The 15,453-nt window shown below is 55.1% G+C and carries 15 protein-coding genes; all 15 read right to left on the bottom strand.

Annotation, left to right across the window (positions count from 1 at the left end; genetic code table 11):
- Nucleotides 1-7: 7 nt before the first annotated feature.
- Nucleotides 8-988 (bottom strand): hypothetical protein, encoded by a 981-nt coding sequence (locus RTX30_RS09740; RefSeq protein WP_312689271.1) that lies wholly within the window; start codon nt 986-988, stop codon nt 8-10.
- Between the two features lie 20 nt (nt 989-1,008).
- Nucleotides 1,009-1,803, bottom strand: a complete 795-nt coding sequence (locus tag RTX30_RS09735; RefSeq protein WP_312689269.1) for a protein phosphatase 2C domain-containing protein — start codon at nt 1,801-1,803, stop codon at nt 1,009-1,011.
- Complete coding sequence (gene tagH / locus RTX30_RS09730; RefSeq protein WP_312689267.1) at nt 1,800-3,605, bottom strand: type VI secretion system-associated FHA domain protein TagH; 1,806 nt, start codon at nt 3,603-3,605, stop codon at nt 1,800-1,802. The genes RTX30_RS09735 and tagH overlap by 4 nt, the downstream gene beginning before the upstream one ends.
- A 145-nt stretch (nt 3,606-3,750) precedes the next feature.
- The gene (locus RTX30_RS09725) at nt 3,751-4,587 is read right to left on the bottom strand and encodes a lysozyme inhibitor LprI family protein (RefSeq protein ID WP_312689265.1); all 837 of its coding nucleotides are present in this window, start codon (nt 4,585-4,587) and stop codon (nt 3,751-3,753) included.
- A 49-nt stretch (nt 4,588-4,636) separates the two neighbouring features.
- Entirely contained in the window at nt 4,637-5,305 is a 669-nt protein-coding gene (locus RTX30_RS09720) for a hypothetical protein (protein WP_312689263.1), read from the bottom strand.
- Nucleotides 5,306-5,309: 4 nt separating this feature from the next.
- Nucleotides 5,310-5,765, bottom strand: coding sequence for a DUF5675 family protein (locus RTX30_RS09715; protein WP_312689261.1), 456 nt, complete (start codon nt 5,763-5,765; stop codon nt 5,310-5,312).
- Nucleotides 5,766-5,814: 49 nt separating this feature from the next.
- Nucleotides 5,815-6,297, bottom strand: coding sequence for a type VI secretion system tube protein Hcp (locus tag RTX30_RS09710; protein ID WP_017457017.1), 483 nt, complete (start codon nt 6,295-6,297; stop codon nt 5,815-5,817).
- A 196-nt stretch (nt 6,298-6,493) separates the two neighbouring features.
- Nucleotides 6,494-6,922 (bottom strand): T6SS amidase immunity protein Tai4 family protein, encoded by a 429-nt coding sequence (locus tag RTX30_RS09705; RefSeq protein WP_312689503.1) that lies wholly within the window; start codon nt 6,920-6,922, stop codon nt 6,494-6,496.
- Nucleotides 6,919-7,425: a type VI secretion system amidase effector protein Tae4 gene (locus RTX30_RS09700; RefSeq protein ID WP_312689254.1), complete on the bottom strand. Its 507-nt coding sequence runs from the start codon at nt 7,423-7,425 to the stop codon at nt 6,919-6,921. Before RTX30_RS09700 ends, RTX30_RS09705 begins: the two co-directional genes overlap by 4 nt.
- Nucleotides 7,426-7,479: 54 nt before the next feature.
- Entirely contained in the window at nt 7,480-7,917 is a 438-nt protein-coding gene (locus RTX30_RS09695; RefSeq protein WP_312689252.1) for a Rap1a/Tai family immunity protein, read from the bottom strand.
- Nucleotides 7,918-7,983: 66 nt separating this feature from the next.
- The gene (tssC, locus tag RTX30_RS09690; protein ID WP_312689250.1) at nt 7,984-9,486 is read right to left on the bottom strand and encodes a type VI secretion system contractile sheath large subunit; all 1,503 of its coding nucleotides are present in this window, start codon (nt 9,484-9,486) and stop codon (nt 7,984-7,986) included.
- Between the two features lie 3 nt (nt 9,487-9,489).
- A complete protein-coding gene (tssB, locus tag RTX30_RS09685; protein WP_016495653.1) occupies nt 9,490-10,014 on the bottom strand; it encodes a type VI secretion system contractile sheath small subunit in 525 nt (174 codons plus the stop codon).
- 74 nt (nt 10,015-10,088) lie between these two features.
- Nucleotides 10,089-11,102 carry a type VI secretion system protein TssA gene (gene tssA, locus RTX30_RS09680; protein ID WP_312689248.1) on the bottom strand — a complete coding sequence of 338 codons (1,014 nt, stop codon included), beginning with the start codon at nt 11,100-11,102 and terminating at the stop codon, nt 10,089-10,091.
- Nucleotides 11,103-11,113: 11 nt separating this feature from the next.
- Nucleotides 11,114-11,824, bottom strand: a complete 711-nt coding sequence (tagF, locus tag RTX30_RS09675; RefSeq protein WP_312689246.1) for a type VI secretion system-associated protein TagF — start codon at nt 11,822-11,824, stop codon at nt 11,114-11,116.
- A gap of 17 nt (nt 11,825-11,841) precedes the next feature.
- The gene (tssM, locus tag RTX30_RS09670; RefSeq protein WP_312689244.1) at nt 11,842-15,453 is read right to left on the bottom strand and encodes a type VI secretion system membrane subunit TssM; all 3,612 of its coding nucleotides are present in this window, start codon (nt 15,451-15,453) and stop codon (nt 11,842-11,844) included.

Here is a 15,453-nt window from a genome sequence, read left to right as displayed (position 1 = left end):
CCGCTCCTTAGTTCAGGGTTCTGTACTTCCCGACCGCCGGGTCGCGCAGCTGCGGATGCAGCGAATCAATCAGCAGAATATTGAGGCGGGTACCCGGCTCGAACCACGGCGCCCACACTTTACGGACTTCATCAATGCGCGCGCGCAGACGGGTTTCATCACTGGCAACATCACGGGAGATTTCTACCGCCACCGTACCGTTGGCTTTCCAGCCATTCAGGCTTTGCACATAAGGCAGGATCATCCAGCTTTGCGCCAGGGTGCCCTCGCTGACGACCATGCGCTCATTGTTCACAGTGGTGATCAGCAGACGGTCGGCATCGGCGCTTTCACTCAGACCGCTCACCGGGAAACCGTGCACAAAGGTCATGGTGGTTTTCTTTTCCACGCCATTACTCAGTTGTGTCACATCGCTGCGCCCGTTAAGCCAGCCGCCTTTTTCGCATTTACCGTCTTCTTTGGCCGGAATAAACAGCGCGGGTGCGTTGGCGTCGCCCTGCCAGAAGGTGCGTAAATGGCAACCATCCTGCAAAGTGAACTCTTGCCATGGCGCGCGGTTAGCCAGCGGGGAGAGATCTTCAGCACGGCCGGCCGGCGGAGTCAGTGTCGTCGAAGTACTCGTGGATGACGTTGCGCCAGGCGTGACGACCACGGCCCACTCTTTCGCTTTGTCTGCCGTCCCTTCCGCCAGCGTTGCGCCCTGCGCATCGGTCAGCTTCCAGCGCACCTGCGTCAGGGTGCCGCACTGGTTTTCCAACAGCGTGCCGAGACGCGGTAAGAAGTTGTTCAGTACGGACGGTTTTTTGTCGCCGTTGGCAACAATACGCAGCGGCAGTTCACGGGCGCACCAGCTTTTTGGCGTGTTATCCGCGATGTTGTCGATCCAGACATCCAGTTTTTGTGACGGCGATTGCGCGATGCGGAAATTTTCTGCATGGACGCTGCCACATACGGCAAGCAGCGCCAGACCCGGTAGCCAAAGTTTCATAAAAGTCCTTGTAAGCTGTATCAATCACGAAGAGGGAAAAACTGCGCCGCCTCAGAGAGCGAATGCAATAGCGTCGTCTCCTGAGGCGTGCCCATCCACACCGCTACGGCGCTATAGTTATCCTGCTGGGTCTGCGCCCCGACACCGTTTTTCAGCAGGAGTTGATTCATTAAGGTCAGCCATTCATCTGGCGTATTGACCATATGCAGGGATTGCTGCATCTGCTCTTCGGTTACACCGTGCCAGAAACCGTCGGTACACAACAGAAAGGCATCGCCATCTTCGATCGGCACCACGTCGCTGTAGCTTGGCTCCCGCTCATCTTCACCAAGACCGAGCGCAAAATAGAGCAAGTTGCCGTTGATGCCTTCCGTCTGGTGGCCCGCATCTTTCATCTGCTGAACCAGGCTGTGATCGGTGGTGACATGATACAACCAGCCGCGACGGAACAGGTACAGGCGGCTATCGCCCGCATGCGCCCAGTAGGCCAGTTTGTAATCCCTGTCGATAAACAGGCTGACCATGGTGGTGCCCATGCGGTGATAATCCTGCACCGCTTTTTGTTCTTCGCGGATGGCGCGGTTTGCCTCGTTGATGTAGCGGCGAATGTACTGCGCATTCAAATGCTCGTCGCCATCGAATTGCGTGATGATGGCATTACGCGCCAGTGCAGCCGCCACGTCACCGCCCGGCAAGCCGGCGATGCCGTCGCAAACCACAAAGCAGGCGGCACGCTCACCAATCGTTTCACCGGTCTGATCCTGATTGCTGGCACGCTCACCTTGTCTGGATATGGAGGCGGTGCTGATATTCATTCTTCCGATCCGCTTTGTGAGTCTTTGTACTGGTTAACCTCCATATCATAAGCGTGAAGGAACGCTTCCCCGAACAGGGTATGGAAGTCATCATCAATCTCACCGGCGGTTTGCGAATAGGTCCGCACAAAGTAATCCCACAGCGCCGCTTTACGGTTCGACAGCATGCCAAGCCGTGCAATGGCACCGTCGCGTCTGGCGTCTTCTTCCAGTTGCTCGGGGTTAAACGACTGCAACATGGCGGCAATAATGGCGCGAATGCCGGAGATCATCCCCAGTTGGTGCGCCTGCAAGTCGATCAGCGCATCGCGGACGGATTTTTTCGGCGGCATAAAGCCCGGCATACGGTTGCCGAACATCTGCATCAACACGGTTTTGCCCGAGGGCAGCAATTTGAACGGGTTGTTGGCATCGTCCAGCACCATGGTCATGTCTGCTTTGACGCCACGTTTCAGGATCGAGCGTGAAGAGAGCAACGCCACCGTACCCTGCGAGAACATGCTCAACATCTGGCCAAACTGACGCATATTCTCTTTATCAAACTGCGGCACCGGCTGCATATCGCCCAGCCCCATCCCTTCGAGCAACGCGTCCAGCAATTCACCTTTCAGCACATCACCACTGTCACCGCTGCTGGGGCTTTGCGCCATGTTGCTTTGTACCGGGTCAATGCGCAGACGCCCTTTCGGCGTCTGCGCAGCACTGCGCTGCACCGCCTGCGGCGTCGGCAAGGTAATGCCGGCATAATCCTGCGGCTCTTCCGGCGCAGCGACAGGTTCCTCTTCTGCAAACAACGGCGTTCCGGTCAGCGCTTCGGTCGTCAGTTCCGTAATGATCGGCTGCTGCGGCGGCTGCGGAGCTTCCACCGTAGTCGGATCGGTAATAATGGGCTGCGCAGGCTGTTTGGCCTGGCCGATTTCATCCGCATTAGCCAGCGGTACCGCACCACTCAGCAGGCCCAGCGGATCATCGCTGCGTGTTTGAGACACCGCTCCGCCGCTGCCACCAAACAATGCCAGTGGATCCAGTTCATCCTGCTCCGGCGCAGGTGCGTAGGATGGCTTTGCGGGCTCCACGGGCGGTACCAGCGTCGACGGCGTAGCGTCATTAAAGATGCTGTCGTTTTTAAACAACTGCTCGTCATTGAACAGTTGATCGGACGCCAGTGATTTCGGGCTCACCAGCGGCTCATTGTTGTTCAGCAGAGCGAGCGGATCTTCCGGATTACGCTCCGGCTCTTTCGGGGCGGCAAACGGGTTCAGATTCTGCGGCTCGGCCTGCTTCGCACGGCTGCTGGAGATGCTGTCAGAGATGGAAAACTCCTGCATCAGGCTGTCCCAGATTTCGGTCGGCACCGACGCAGGGGCGTTATCACCCGCTTTGTTCTGCGCAGGCGCGGCAGGCGCTGGTTTTGCCTGCTGTACCGGCGGCGGGAACAGCTCCGCCTGCATGCTGGCCGCCATACGGCTTACGGGCTGCGTATCCTGAATCAGGTCGGTAACTTCAATGCGGTATTCGTCGATGCCCAGAATGTCGCCATCCTGGAGTTCAACCTGGCGACCACGCTCCAGGGGAATATCGTTCAATACCACACGAGTGACATTGCCACGGTTAGTGACACGGCATTCGCCATTTCCGGCGATATGAACAATAGCCTGCAGGCGTGAGATAGAACGGTCATTATCCGGCAACACCAGATTGTTATCAGTGCCGCGGCCAATGGTGCCGCCCGGAGGGTAAAAGTCGCAGCGGCTTTGCGGCGGCTGATGACCGGGTTTACTGGTAATAATTGTGAATCGCATCGCGTATTCCTGCTGGAGTTATGTGCACTCAAACGGCGCCGTTTTGGCAAAAGCGGCTGCGTTTGACAACAACAAGCATTAACGGTGGCGGCGTAACCCGGCACGTTTGCGCCGGGTCAAAACCTGTTCTTACTTTCCCGACCGGCTAATAAACCTTTTCCATGATCTCAGAGACGCGCGCACGCATCACTTTCTTCAGGCAGTCGGTATCGCTCTGGCACTGATTACGTTTCGCCAGCCAGTTGCGCTGCGCCGTTTTCATGGCACCAATGGATGTTTTATCTTCCGGCTGGACCTCTTTTTGCTCAAGCAACCAGGTTTGCCAGGCGTCGGTCACGCTGCGATCCCAGGCGGAGAGTTCATCACTGTCGCAAATGGTTTTTTCAACGGTGCTTAGCTTAGCGTTACATGAAAAACTCGGCGCGGTTTTTTCACCCGGTTTTACCCGTTGCAACATTAAATAACCGTTTTCTGACCCATTTGTAATCAACCGGTCGGGGGAGACGTACGCAATCCAGTTTTTCATCACCACGCCATCCTCTCCAAACATGCCCTGTTTACAGCTGACCAGCAGTGGCGTGATTTTTTGTCCACCAGGGAGCTTCAGCTCATAATCTTCCGCCACTGGAGTAACGGGTTCGTCATTATGTTCGCCGGAGGTCTGCTGGATGGCCGCATTCAGTGTCATTTCTGGCTGCGCAGTGTATGAGGGTTGCAGGCATTCCATGTCCTCGCCCGTGTCGCCACGAATGGCATCCTGGCTGAAACTCAGCACACGCCCTACTAACCGTGGATCATTATATTTAATGACGGGATAGGTCGTGGCGCGCTGATCGGTGTTGACGCTAACAATACGCCACTGCCCCTGAATCCCTTCGGCGGGTGTCACGGCAACGGCGTTTGTCATCAACGTGGTGAAAAGTGCCGCGACCAGGGTCAGCGGCGTAATTTGCTGTGTGAAGGTGTTTGCGCATCCGGGCATTTTTTGTGTTTTTCCTCGACCGGTAATTCTTCAGATGTCACGTCGTGACTCAGTTGACTGGCTGTAATGTCTCTAAACGCAGGTAACCCTGCGGTTCGCCGATAAGGTCACTTTTGCTTTGATCCAGGACGGCGGCGCGGATCCAGTCACCGTCGACAGTTTCAATTTTAATCAGAGGTTGCTCCGGCAAAACGGGCTGTAAATCTTTTGCCGTTGCCTCGGGCTGTTGCTTGAAATGTTGATCGGCAAGGCCCGTTTTCAGTGTATAGGTCACCGCCCATGGATAGGCTTCGCACCCGGCCGCTGTTTCGAGGTTTTTTACCGGTGCCTGCCCCGCAGTCGGGGTAAATTTCACCGCTTTTGCGCTGTAGAGATGGCGATCGCACTCCGGTTGCGCCTTCAACCCGTCGATAGTGAGCTGACCGGCCTGCTCTGCATGCCCTTCCGAATATTTCATAAAGGAAGGCGGTAACTGAGAAAACGCACGTTTAACGATGGCGTCATTATCGGCAAAGGTGACATTAATGACTTTATCCACCTTGCCGGCGGGGGTAAGCACGAAGTAGCGGTACTTTAATTCAGCGGTGCTTTTCGTCCCTTCGTTATTCCATACCGGCAACCAGTAGGCCTGCAATACGCCATTTTTCAGGGTCTGAGCGGCCATCGCCGGTAATGCGCAAGCCGCGCACAGCATCAGCAAAATGATTCGTTTTAGCATAGCCTTAACCGTTCTGGTTGTTACAGGTGACATAGCAGGAGGTGATCATCAGCGTAAAGTTCTCAATCCCTTGCTCGGTCAGAAATGTTTTTAACTCAGTGAGTTTTGGCACGCTGCCCCCGACAAAATCGGTACCTTTGGAGCTGCCGATCAGCAGGCATCCCTCTGTGTTGTAAGGGTAGTTGCCGTTGTGGATCAGAATATAACGCGATTGCGGTACATCCGCATTGTAGAGCAGTGGTACAGGGTTGTGCGCCTGCACGGTTGAAATGTTCGAGTTGTGCCATTTCAGGCGGTAAGAACCTTCTGGTATCCGTTTTAGCTGGCCTGAAGCCGTGGTGTCCGGTCCGGGACGCTCCAGAAAATAACCTTTAATGGTGCTGCCAGAGATTTCGTACGTCGAAATGGTGGAGTTATTGGTTTCCCAGAGGCGTTTTACAGAAATAAGATAGTTAGCCATAGCCGATCCCAAAAAGAGTAGCGATCCCTTGCGGGATCGCCATACGTGCTTACGCTTCTTTGTTTTCTTTGATGTTCCAGCCAGCGCTGGTTTCAGCACCTTTACCGCCGGAAGAAGACTGCTCCCAGTACTGCTGTTTCACTTTCGCAGCCTGGAATGCATAGGTCACGCCTACGGTGTCGCCGTTGTCAGCACCGGTGTACTGAACAGAAGTCACCAGCACGTCTTCCAGCGTGATGCGCGCATATTCAACCTGCTGGCCGCCTGCTTTGCACACGGACAGTTCAACTTTTGTCAGGTGTTTACCGCTTGCGCAGTGTTTCAGGATTGCCGTCGTGGATTTATCAATGAGTGCGTTAACATGCAGGTCGTTGAAATTGACTTTACCGGCACCGCCGCCACCGCCAACGCTCATGTTTCCCGGTTGAGAAGCACCCCAGGAAAAAGATGTGATATCAGTCCAGCCGGTGTGGTTTGAATCTTTAGATTCACCCGTAACTCCATCGACCTTCAGAAACATATCAATAGCCATAATATTTACTCTTCGTTAATGATAAATATTGCTTTCGAAAAAGCGCTTATATGGCAAACGGGTAAGCATGGGGCCGAATAAAACCGTCCATATTTTACCTCTGCCTCTATTATTTCCGGATAGATAATATATCCATTCAGAAATACTCATCCCCTCGGATGAGGGAAAGAATTCATTCCGTCATTACCAGTCTTAATTACGGATTCGCATTATCCTGATTCCAAGTGTGATCAGGATCTTTCACTAAAACGTCTTTTGCTAACGTATCGAGTTCCGCGCTGTGATACAGACGCAGGCAATTGAGGGTTACGCCCTTCACATTTTGCGCGCTCTCTGTGTGGAACTGATTGGGAATATTCTTGAATTTATTGATTAATGCATTAATTTTTTCATTGCCATTTTCAATATCAAATGGCACCCATTCCCTGAGCGCATTTGCGCTGCGCGCTGCATCCAGCGAATAGGCGGAATTTGGCTCCGAAACCTGGGCGATACAGCGCGCCAGCACCATATCTTTGACCACCTGCCGGTAAGGCATCTCTTTGACAAAAGCCATCGAATCCGTCGCCGCACTGGCTAATGAACTGCAGCACATCAGCAGCGCGCCGAAATATACGTGTCTCATGGTAACTCCCAAAAACTGGCTTTGGTTGTCGTGTAATTCGTGTCCGGCGCATTAAAGTAGCAATGGTCGGAGCAGGTTAATCCATTCCAGAAGGTGGCGTGGCCTGCGGCATCACTCCATCCCTTCACCGAAAATAAAATAATACCTTTTTTATTTTGCAGTTTTTCTACCGGCAGCGAAGGATAACTAACAATTAAATCCGGTTTTCCCCACTGTCGGGTCAGCCAGTCAATAACGTCCTGAACGCGAAAGAAATACCATTTTTTATCCGCGCCCGACACGGTCAGCCCATTGATACGGGGAACCGGGTACCCGGTATAATTGAGCACATAACTCATGCGTACCGCGCAACTGTTTACCCAGCCGCCTTCGCTTTCCGGAATTTCAAAATTGGTGCGCACTTTGCCGCCAATGGTATTTTTCACTTTGCTTAACGGATCCTGAGGATCGTAGATTTGTGCAGCGGCGCCCCAGGCGGCGACAAATGATGGTCTGTTGCTCATTATCACTTTCCTTCTGGTAGATGAGTTTGACGGGCCAAAATCGTTATGTCTGTGCTAGGGCTTTTTGCGCGGGCAATGACCCGTACCCTGCTGCGTCATCGCTTCGAGAATTAATACCGTGGCGCGCGTCTGTTGCAGGCGCTGCGGCGAAAGATGGCTGAAATAGCTGTACACCACTTCATGGATGCTGGTGGTTTTTAAGCGGTTGTAGCCACACCACACCGTTCCTTCCGTGGTATCCAGGACACCTTGCAGATAAAGATCGGCTTTGATGCGTTCACGTTCGTTTGTTTTTGAGGTCCAGGCATTCAAAAAGCGCTCGCCGCTCATATGCAGATCCTGGCTGCTTAACAATGCCGGATCGCGCTGGAACACGGCCGTGTCGTCTTCGGGCAACGACTCTGCGCGCGGATATTCGTAAACTTTTGTTTGCCCGGCAACCAGGGTCGATACCACCAACAGACTGCCCGCTAACACACGGCTTATTTTCATCACCTTTCCCTTTGTTACTGAAAATAACGCAGGTCGCAGACGTTGACGGTCTGCGACCTGGCGTGATTACGCCTCTTTGGTCTTCAGCGAAGGCAGTTTGGACACCAGACGCAGTGACACGGTCAGCCCTTCCAGCTGATAGTGCGGACGCAGGAAGAATTTGGCCGCGTAGTAACCCGGATTATCTTCGATCTCCTGTACCTGCACTTCCGCCGCCGCCAGCGGTTTACGGGCTTTAGTTTCCTGGGAGGAGTTCGCCGGATCGCCATCGACATAGTTCATGACCCAGTCGTTCAGCCAGCGTTCCATTTCGTCACGCTCACGGAAAGAACCGATTTTGTCGCGAACGATGCACTTCAGGTAATGCGCAAAGCGGCAGCAGGCGAACAGATACGGCAGACGGGACGCCAGACGCGCGTTAGCAGTGGCATCGGCATCATGGTATTCCGTTGGTTTTTGCAGCGACTGCGCGCCAATAAAGGCGGCAAAGTCGGAGTTTTTGCGGTGGATCAGCGGCATAAAGCCGTTTTTCGCCAGTTCCGCTTCACGACGATCGCTGATGGCAATCTCGGTCGGACATTTCATGTCCACGCCGCCGTCATCGCTCGGGAAGGTGTGACACGGCAGGTTTTCTACCGCACCACCGGATTCCACACCGCGAATCGACGTACACCAGCCGTACTCTTTAAAGGAGCGGTTGATGTTGGTCGCCATCGCATAAGCGGCATTTGCCCACGAATAGTTGTTGTGGTTTGCACCATCGGTTTCTTCTTCAAAGTCGAAGCTGTCAACCGGGTTAGTGCGAATGCCGTAAGGTAAGCGCGAGAGGAAGCGTGGCATCACCAGTCCCAGATAGCGGGCATCTTCCGATTCACGCAGCGAACGCCATGCCGCGTATTCGGTGTTCTGGAAAATTTTGGTCAGGTCGCGTGGGTTGGCCAGCTCTTGCCAGGACTCCATCTGCATCACGCTCGGGGCAGTACCGGTAATGAACGGGCAGTGTGCCGCCGCACCGATACGCGCCATTTCACCCAGCAGTTCAACATCCTGCGGGCTGTGGTCGAAGTAGTAATCGCCCACCAGGCAGCCAAACGGTTCACCACCGAACTGGCCATATTCTTCTTCGTAGATTTTCTTGAACAGCGGACTTTGATCCCAGCCCACGCCTTTATAGCGTTTCAGGTTACGACCCAGTTCCTGCTTGGTGATGCTCATAAAGCGGATTTTCAGCATCTCGTCAGTTTCAGTATTGTTCACCAGGTGGCTCAGGCCACGCCAGGCGCTTTCCAGTTTCTGGAAGTCTTCATGGTGAATAATCTGGTTGATCTGCTGTGACAGCTTTTCATCAATACCGGCAATCAGATTCTGAATAGTGCGGTACGTGTCGTTAGAAAAGGTGACGGTATTTTCCAGCGCCTGCTGCGCCAGGGTTTTGACCGCGCTTTCCACCGCAGAACGTGCCTGATCGGTTTTTGGGCGGAATTCTTTACTCAGCAGCGCGCTAAATTCATCCTGGCTAAAGGCCTGTGCGCCCTGCTGCTGTTCTTGCAGTTGAGAAGGATTGCTCATGGTTTACTCCTCTTTACCTTGCGCACTGTCTTCACTGTTCGGTAACTGGCTGAGCGATTTCAGCAGTGTTGGATCCTGCAACACTTTGGCAATCAGCTCTTCAGCGCCGTTTTTGCCGTCCATATAGGTCAGCAGGTTAGAAAGCTGCGTGCGCGCTTCCAGCAGTTTATTGAGGGGTTCAACTTTGCGGGCCACGGCATCTGGCAGGAAGTCGTCCATGCTATCGAAAGTAAGATCGACATTCAGGCGGCCTTCCCCGGTCAGGGTATTGTCGACGTTGAACGCAACGCGCGGTTTCAGCGCTTTCATGCGTTCATCAAAGTTGTCGACGTCAATCTCAAGGAATTTACGATCCTCAATAGAAGGTAAGTTTTCCACCGGCTTGCCGACCAGATCTGCCATTACACCCATCACAAACGGCAGCTGGATTTTGCGCTCCGCGCCATAGACTTCCACGTCGTATTCAATCTGTACGCGCGGCGCACGGTTACGTGCGATAAATTTCTGACCACTGTTACTTATTGCCATGATGTTCTCCATCGAATATGCGCGGTGAAGGTTTGAGGCCAGGCAAGACGCCTGCCGTCATAACTCGGTTCGCGTCAATCCTGACGCCCAAAGATGTTTTGCAGTTGATTTACGCCATCGGGCGCCAGATCGCGAATAATCTCCATAAAGTCCAGTTCGATCAGCCGCTGAACGCGGTCAATCATGAGCGGTGCGGGATGGCTCGGCTCATGCTGGGTGAAATATTGCTTCACTTTTTCCAGCATCAGTTGCGCGTCCGCCCGGGTCGTCACCTGCGCACTGCGCCAGTCAGCGCTGGCAGGCAGCGGCGTGGCCACTGGCTGGGGCGCGCTGGTTGTCGGCTGCGGTTGCGTTGCCGTTTCCTGCGGTGCGTCGGCGTGGCTGGCGCGGCTGGCACCGGTAATGGTGCCGACAGTTTTCAGGAGCTGTTCCATTTCCGGTACCCCGCTTTCGCCAAGTTGTTCCAGAAGCCATGTACGGATCGTCTTCAGCCGCTCTTCAATTTGACCGACCGCAGCAATGCCGGGCTGGCCACCGCGCGTCAGTTCGTCAATCAGGCGTACCCGCCCGCCGGGATAACCCGCACAGTCGGTTTTGCTGCCGTCCAGCAAGGCCTGCGCATCGCGGAGGTTCAGTTCATCACCGTTGCTGCGCAGCAGTGTGCACTGGCGCAGCGTGGTGGTGAGTGCCGATTTATCACTCAGCGCCGCCAGCGCGTTAATGCGGTAAAACGGATCAAACTCACCGCCATCATTCAGCGATGGCCACAGTTGATCCCAGTACAGCGCCAGCGCCTGACCCAGCAATAACAGACCGTCTGCATAGCCTTCCAGCCCGCGGCGGCGTGTCCACGCGTGGGTTAACGCCAGCATCACGCGAATGTCCTTGGTGCGCTCCAGCAGGCTGGTCGCCAGGCTTTCTACGCGGTTCCAGTCGGCCGGCTCTGCCGGAATAATGGTGCTGCCAAACTGCTGTTCGGCTTTTCCCTGGCTCGCCTGTTCCATTGCCAGAAAATCAGCATCGTATTCCAGGTTTTCGCCGCATGGCTGCTCCGCCGTGACCGGAGCCAGTAAAGATTCAATCGTCATCCGCTACCTGCTTACTCTTCAAACATCGGTGGATAAAGTCCGTGGCGACCCGGTCTTGCGCCGCCTGCCGGGTCGAACAGCAGCGTGAATAACTGACCGGTAAAATTCCCGCTATGCACATGCGTGTAAAGCGGGTAGCCGTCACTGCGGTTGGTCCACCAGAAACTGATCTGGCGCAGCGGATCAAAACACTCGGCGGCCTGTCGCCAGCCAATGGTCGTTTCGCCGTCACCTTCATAACCAATCACATCCAGAATTTCTGAGCGTGTTTCCGGCTCCAGCAGTTGCACCGGCGGGATCGACAATAGTGCCTGGTCCAGCTGTTCCGGCGAGTAGCCATTACGCACCGCATGCAACAGCGTGCGGCCAAGATGCTGGTACCAGTCGCCCGCCTGCGCCAGATGGCGCGGTGTCCACTCCAGCGGGTTAATCGCCATCAGCGCGCAGACCGGGTATTGCCGTCCGACGCTGTCACGACCGGGTAATAAGCAGCCCATTTGCACTTGCTGCCCTCCAAGCATCGGCGGGACAACAAAATTCCAGATCGGCGCATTGCTGAACTGCCTGTCACTGGCACGCTGATCCTCAGTTTGCCAGCTCATCAGCCCCACCTGAAACCAGTGAGACCACTGACGTTGCAGGGCGTCCGGAAAGCGACGCTGTAAAAAGTCACCGGCAGTGGGCAGTTTTCCATACCAACTAATTGCAGTAGTCGTAGTCATTGGCGTTCCTTTGCAGTTCAAGGACATGCGAAACGGGGGAGCTGGAACGGGTTGCGAATACTGTTCGGCGCAAACTCCAGCGTCACCTGATGCCCGTCAACCGTGAATGTCGCCTGGCGGCTCAGACTGCTGCTGCCAGGACTGACACGCGCTTTATCAAAGAAGCGATTTAACGCCCAGGCCCCGTTGGTTACCAGTGTAGCCGTCGTGCCATTGGTCAGCCCAAGTTGCATACGCACCTGGTTGGTGCCGCCGGTTCCTGGCCAGCTCACCACCTGCACCGCCTGCGGGCCGTGGCTGTAACGCAATAACTGCCCATCCACATCCAGCGTCATATTAAGGATAGTGTTATCCATGCGCACGGTACGCACCGTTGTGCGAAACGACGGTGTCCCGCTGCCGTTGGCAAAGAACGCGTCGCGGATTGATTGCGCCTGCTGGAACGGTACCAACAGCCCTTCACTGCCCGGCAACGTTTTGCCATCAATGCCCGGCATAAAGCGCCAGGTCGACTGCGTGGTATCGACTTTATTGGTCAGATTGTCACGGAAGAAAACATCCATCAGGCCAGTACCCGGCGCGAACATACGGGCCAGATCGTCCGGTGTCACTTCGGTGCTGGCAGAACGCACCAGCGGGTAACGTCCGGCAATGGCCTGGCGGCAGAAACTGCCGACTTCGACGCTAATGCGCTTGCGCACATTTTCCAGGTCCCGGCGTTGGGTATCACTGCTTGCGCCGACCGCCATATTGCTGAACATGGTTTGCAGACCACCCGGCAAACGCCCGGCGCTGGCTTGCAAACGGCTGATGGCTTCGCCACCCGGCGGTTGCATTCCGCTGTTGGCGGCATCCTGCACCGCGGTCAGATAGCGGTACAACTCATCGACCTGTTTGAGAAAATCATCAAACACGATGGTCTTGCCGCCTTTTTCCAGCGGCTGCGCCAGTTCGATGATGGGCATAAAGTGTTCTGTTACGCGCTGTTCTGGCGTCTGGCTTGCGGCCGCATTGGTGGTGGCGGCAGCGCCGTCGCGGTTGCTGAACAATGTTTCCAACATTTGCGTGCCGCGATTACTGCTTTTTTGTGCCTCGTCTTTGCCGTCGGCTGGCTCATCACGCGTCAGTTTGAGTTGCTGACTTAAGTTCATGACCAGTCGGCGCAGCGGCGAGTTGTTGCCAGAGAGCAGACGCGCGGTGTTAATGCGCTGGTTCAGATCCGCACTGTTGTTGAGCTGAATATCGCTTAAGAAGCTGTCCCACAGGGTGATGAAATCGCGTGCATACAGTTGACGCACGGCATTATCGGTCTGCTGTTTGTCTTCCGGTTGCGTGGTAGATCCCAGAACCCAGGCATCATCTTCGTGCAGCGACGCCGTGACCGGCGCGATTTGCGCATTGAACACGTTCCAGTAACCATCCGGGGTATACAGTCCCGGCAGCCCCTCACCGACCGGTTTGCCACTTTTACGGGAGAATACCAGTTCACTCTGCGGGCCGCCCAGGGAGGCCAGCGACACCGGTTTGAGGTTGTCATCCCGCTCCAGTAGGCGCTTTAGCCGACCATATACCCGGGTAGAGAGCGGTTGTTGGTTAATCAACGCCTGTTCACGGGCAATTAACGCTTCATCTTTGGCATACGGCGAAGACTGAATTTGCGGCTCCAGCAACTGGCGCAGGTGCCACTCCAGCTGGTTAATCTGCGCTTTGGTAACATTCTGCGGCAGATTACGTTCCAGGTTCAGCATGACCCAGGAATGCAGGAACTTGCCGTCATAATGCTTCGGCTGATAGAGCATCTGGTAGGCTTTCAGCGCTTCGTAGCTGTATTCCACATCGCTGCCATTGTCATTACGTAACCAGGTGGTAATACGCATCGCCACTTCCGGCAACAGCATCTGTTGTAAGGCTTTTTGGTACAGGGTCTGCGAGGCATCTGCAACATCATTACCGCGATACAGCCCCATCCGGCGGGTAACAGGCGGGTGGTTGATGTCAAACGCTTCGCTTTGCGGTAACGCCGACAGGCCATTCAGCAGCGGCAACAGTGCAAACAGGTCGCCCTGTTGGCGGTTGCGCAGGGCTTTGATCTCCTGATCCAGCGCCGGAACTTTCGCCTGTACCTCATCCAGATAGGCTTTGTTATTGCCGTAGCTGGTAAACCACAATGCGCTGAGGATCACCAGCAGCGCCAGCAACGCTGCATACCCGGACCAAATCACCGCCCGGCTGCGCAGTTCCCACCAGCGGTTTTGCCCGGCAATGCCCGCTTCCTGGAAAATGACATTTTGCAGCAGATGCTTAATAAAGAAACTCTGCCCTTTCCCGCCCGGCACCGGTTCATCTTTGCTGACGGCGTCCCAGTTATCACTGGATTTCCCTTGCGGCAGTGACAGGGCACGGTTGAGTTCACCCATTACCCGGTCAAACGGCAAGCCTTCCTGCGTACCGCTGGCGAAATAGATGCCACGCGGTGAGAATTCGGTTTCGAAGTTTGATCGGGCAAAAATGGTGTTCAGGTACTCGGCCAGCAATGGACGAATGGCGGCAAACTCCTGCGGGAACAGGAAGCACTCCGCACGCGCCTGCGCATCACTTTCACGCAGCAGTGTGTCTGGCAGCGCCGCATCGAGACGCTGTTGCAGCAGGGCAAATTCCTGCAGGAAGCTGCCCTGCAGATCGAAGTCTGCCAGCCTGGCCTTTTCCCACGGGAAGGTGAATCCCCAGATTTGATCACGCTGCGCTTTGTCAAACCCGGCGAAGTATGCACGGAAGCCTTTTAACAAGTCCGCCTTGGTGACCAGCACATACACCGGGAATCGAATACCCAGTTGTTCGTGCAGTTCGGTCAAACGCTGACGTAAGTTAAGCGCCTGCTCGCGAGACGCTTCTGCGGACTGGGTCAGCAGATCGGCAATGCTCACCGTCACGATCACGCCGTTGATCGGCTGGCGGCGACGGTATTTTTGCAACAGACCCAGAAACTTCAGCCATTCGCTGGCATCCTGCGCCTGTTCACTCTCTTGCGTCGTGTAACGGCCTGCGGTATCCAGTAACACGGCTTCGTTGGTAAACCACCAGTCACAGTTTCGCGTACCGCCAATGCCACGCAGCGCCGTTTTACCAAACCTGTCGGCCAGCGGGAATTGCAGACCGGAGTTGACCAGCGCAGTCGTTTTACCAGAACCCGGCGCACCAATGATCACATACCATGGCAACTGGTAAAGGTACTGGGTACTGAAACGCTGCGACCACTGGCCACGCTGACCCGGCTGATTGAAATGGGCTTTTTTCAGCACCTGCGCCGCTTCTTCGAAGCGATCGTTTAACACCTGATCATCGCTGGTCAGCCGTTTACGTTCGGTCGGATCTTTCGCCTCTTCGCTTTTCAGGTTGTCCATCAACTTGCGGTTGAGCCACGCGTTATACAGGCGCGGCACAATGTGGCTGTGGACCCAGATCAGGTACATCACCGCAATGGTGATCATGCGGTTTTGCTCTGACTCCAGCGGGCGGGAATCCACTACCGACAGCAGCGGGCCAATCATCCAGATAACGGCTGCCAGCCCGGTTACACCAAGGAAACCCCACAAAATGCGGTTGGTCAGCAATGAAAGCAACATATTCAT

It is taken from the genome of Kosakonia sp. (genome assembly GCF_032052965.1).
Classification (GTDB): Bacteria; Pseudomonadota; Gammaproteobacteria; order Enterobacterales; family Enterobacteriaceae; genus Kosakonia.
The sequence above is the reverse complement of the archived record's forward strand: the minus strand, read 5'-3'. Positions and strand labels throughout refer to the sequence as shown.

What these genes read in the sequence shown, in the direction of transcription:
- RTX30_RS09710 (WP_017457017.1), bottom strand. Translation starts at nt 6,297, where the DNA reads ATGGCTATTGATATGTTTCTGAAGGTCGATGGAGTTACGGGTGAATCT.
- RTX30_RS09705 (WP_312689503.1), bottom strand. Translation starts at nt 6,922, where the DNA reads ATGAGACACGTATATTTCGGCGCGCTGCTGATGTGCTGCAGTTCATTA.
- tssA (WP_312689248.1), bottom strand. Translation starts at nt 11,102, where the DNA reads ATGACGATTGAATCTTTACTGGCTCCGGTCACGGCGGAGCAGCCATGC.
- tssB (WP_016495653.1), bottom strand. Translation starts at nt 10,014, where the DNA reads ATGGCAATAAGTAACAGTGGTCAGAAATTTATCGCACGTAACCGTGCG.
- tssM (WP_312689244.1), bottom strand. Translation starts at nt 15,453, where the DNA reads ATGAATATGTTGCTTTCATTGCTGACCAACCGCATTTTGTGGGGTTTC.
- RTX30_RS09715 (WP_312689261.1), bottom strand. Translation starts at nt 5,765, where the DNA reads ATGGCTAACTATCTTATTTCTGTAAAACGCCTCTGGGAAACCAATAAC.
- RTX30_RS09700 (WP_312689254.1), bottom strand. Translation starts at nt 7,425, where the DNA reads ATGAGCAACAGACCATCATTTGTCGCCGCCTGGGGCGCCGCTGCACAA.
- RTX30_RS09725 (WP_312689265.1), bottom strand. Translation starts at nt 4,587, where the DNA reads ATGCCCGGATGCGCAAACACCTTCACACAGCAAATTACGCCGCTGACC.
- tssC (WP_312689250.1), bottom strand. Translation starts at nt 9,486, where the DNA reads ATGAGCAATCCTTCTCAACTGCAAGAACAGCAGCAGGGCGCACAGGCC.
- tagH (WP_312689267.1), bottom strand. Translation starts at nt 3,605, where the DNA reads ATGCGATTCACAATTATTACCAGTAAACCCGGTCATCAGCCGCCGCAA.
- RTX30_RS09740 (WP_312689271.1), bottom strand. Translation starts at nt 988, where the DNA reads ATGAAACTTTGGCTACCGGGTCTGGCGCTGCTTGCCGTATGTGGCAGC.
- RTX30_RS09735 (WP_312689269.1), bottom strand. Translation starts at nt 1,803, where the DNA reads ATGAATATCAGCACCGCCTCCATATCCAGACAAGGTGAGCGTGCCAGC.
- tagF (WP_312689246.1), bottom strand. Translation starts at nt 11,824, where the DNA reads ATGACTACGACTACTGCAATTAGTTGGTATGGAAAACTGCCCACTGCC.
- RTX30_RS09720 (WP_312689263.1), bottom strand. Translation starts at nt 5,305, where the DNA reads ATGCTAAAACGAATCATTTTGCTGATGCTGTGCGCGGCTTGCGCATTA.
- RTX30_RS09695 (WP_312689252.1), bottom strand. Translation starts at nt 7,917, where the DNA reads ATGAAAATAAGCCGTGTGTTAGCGGGCAGTCTGTTGGTGGTATCGACC.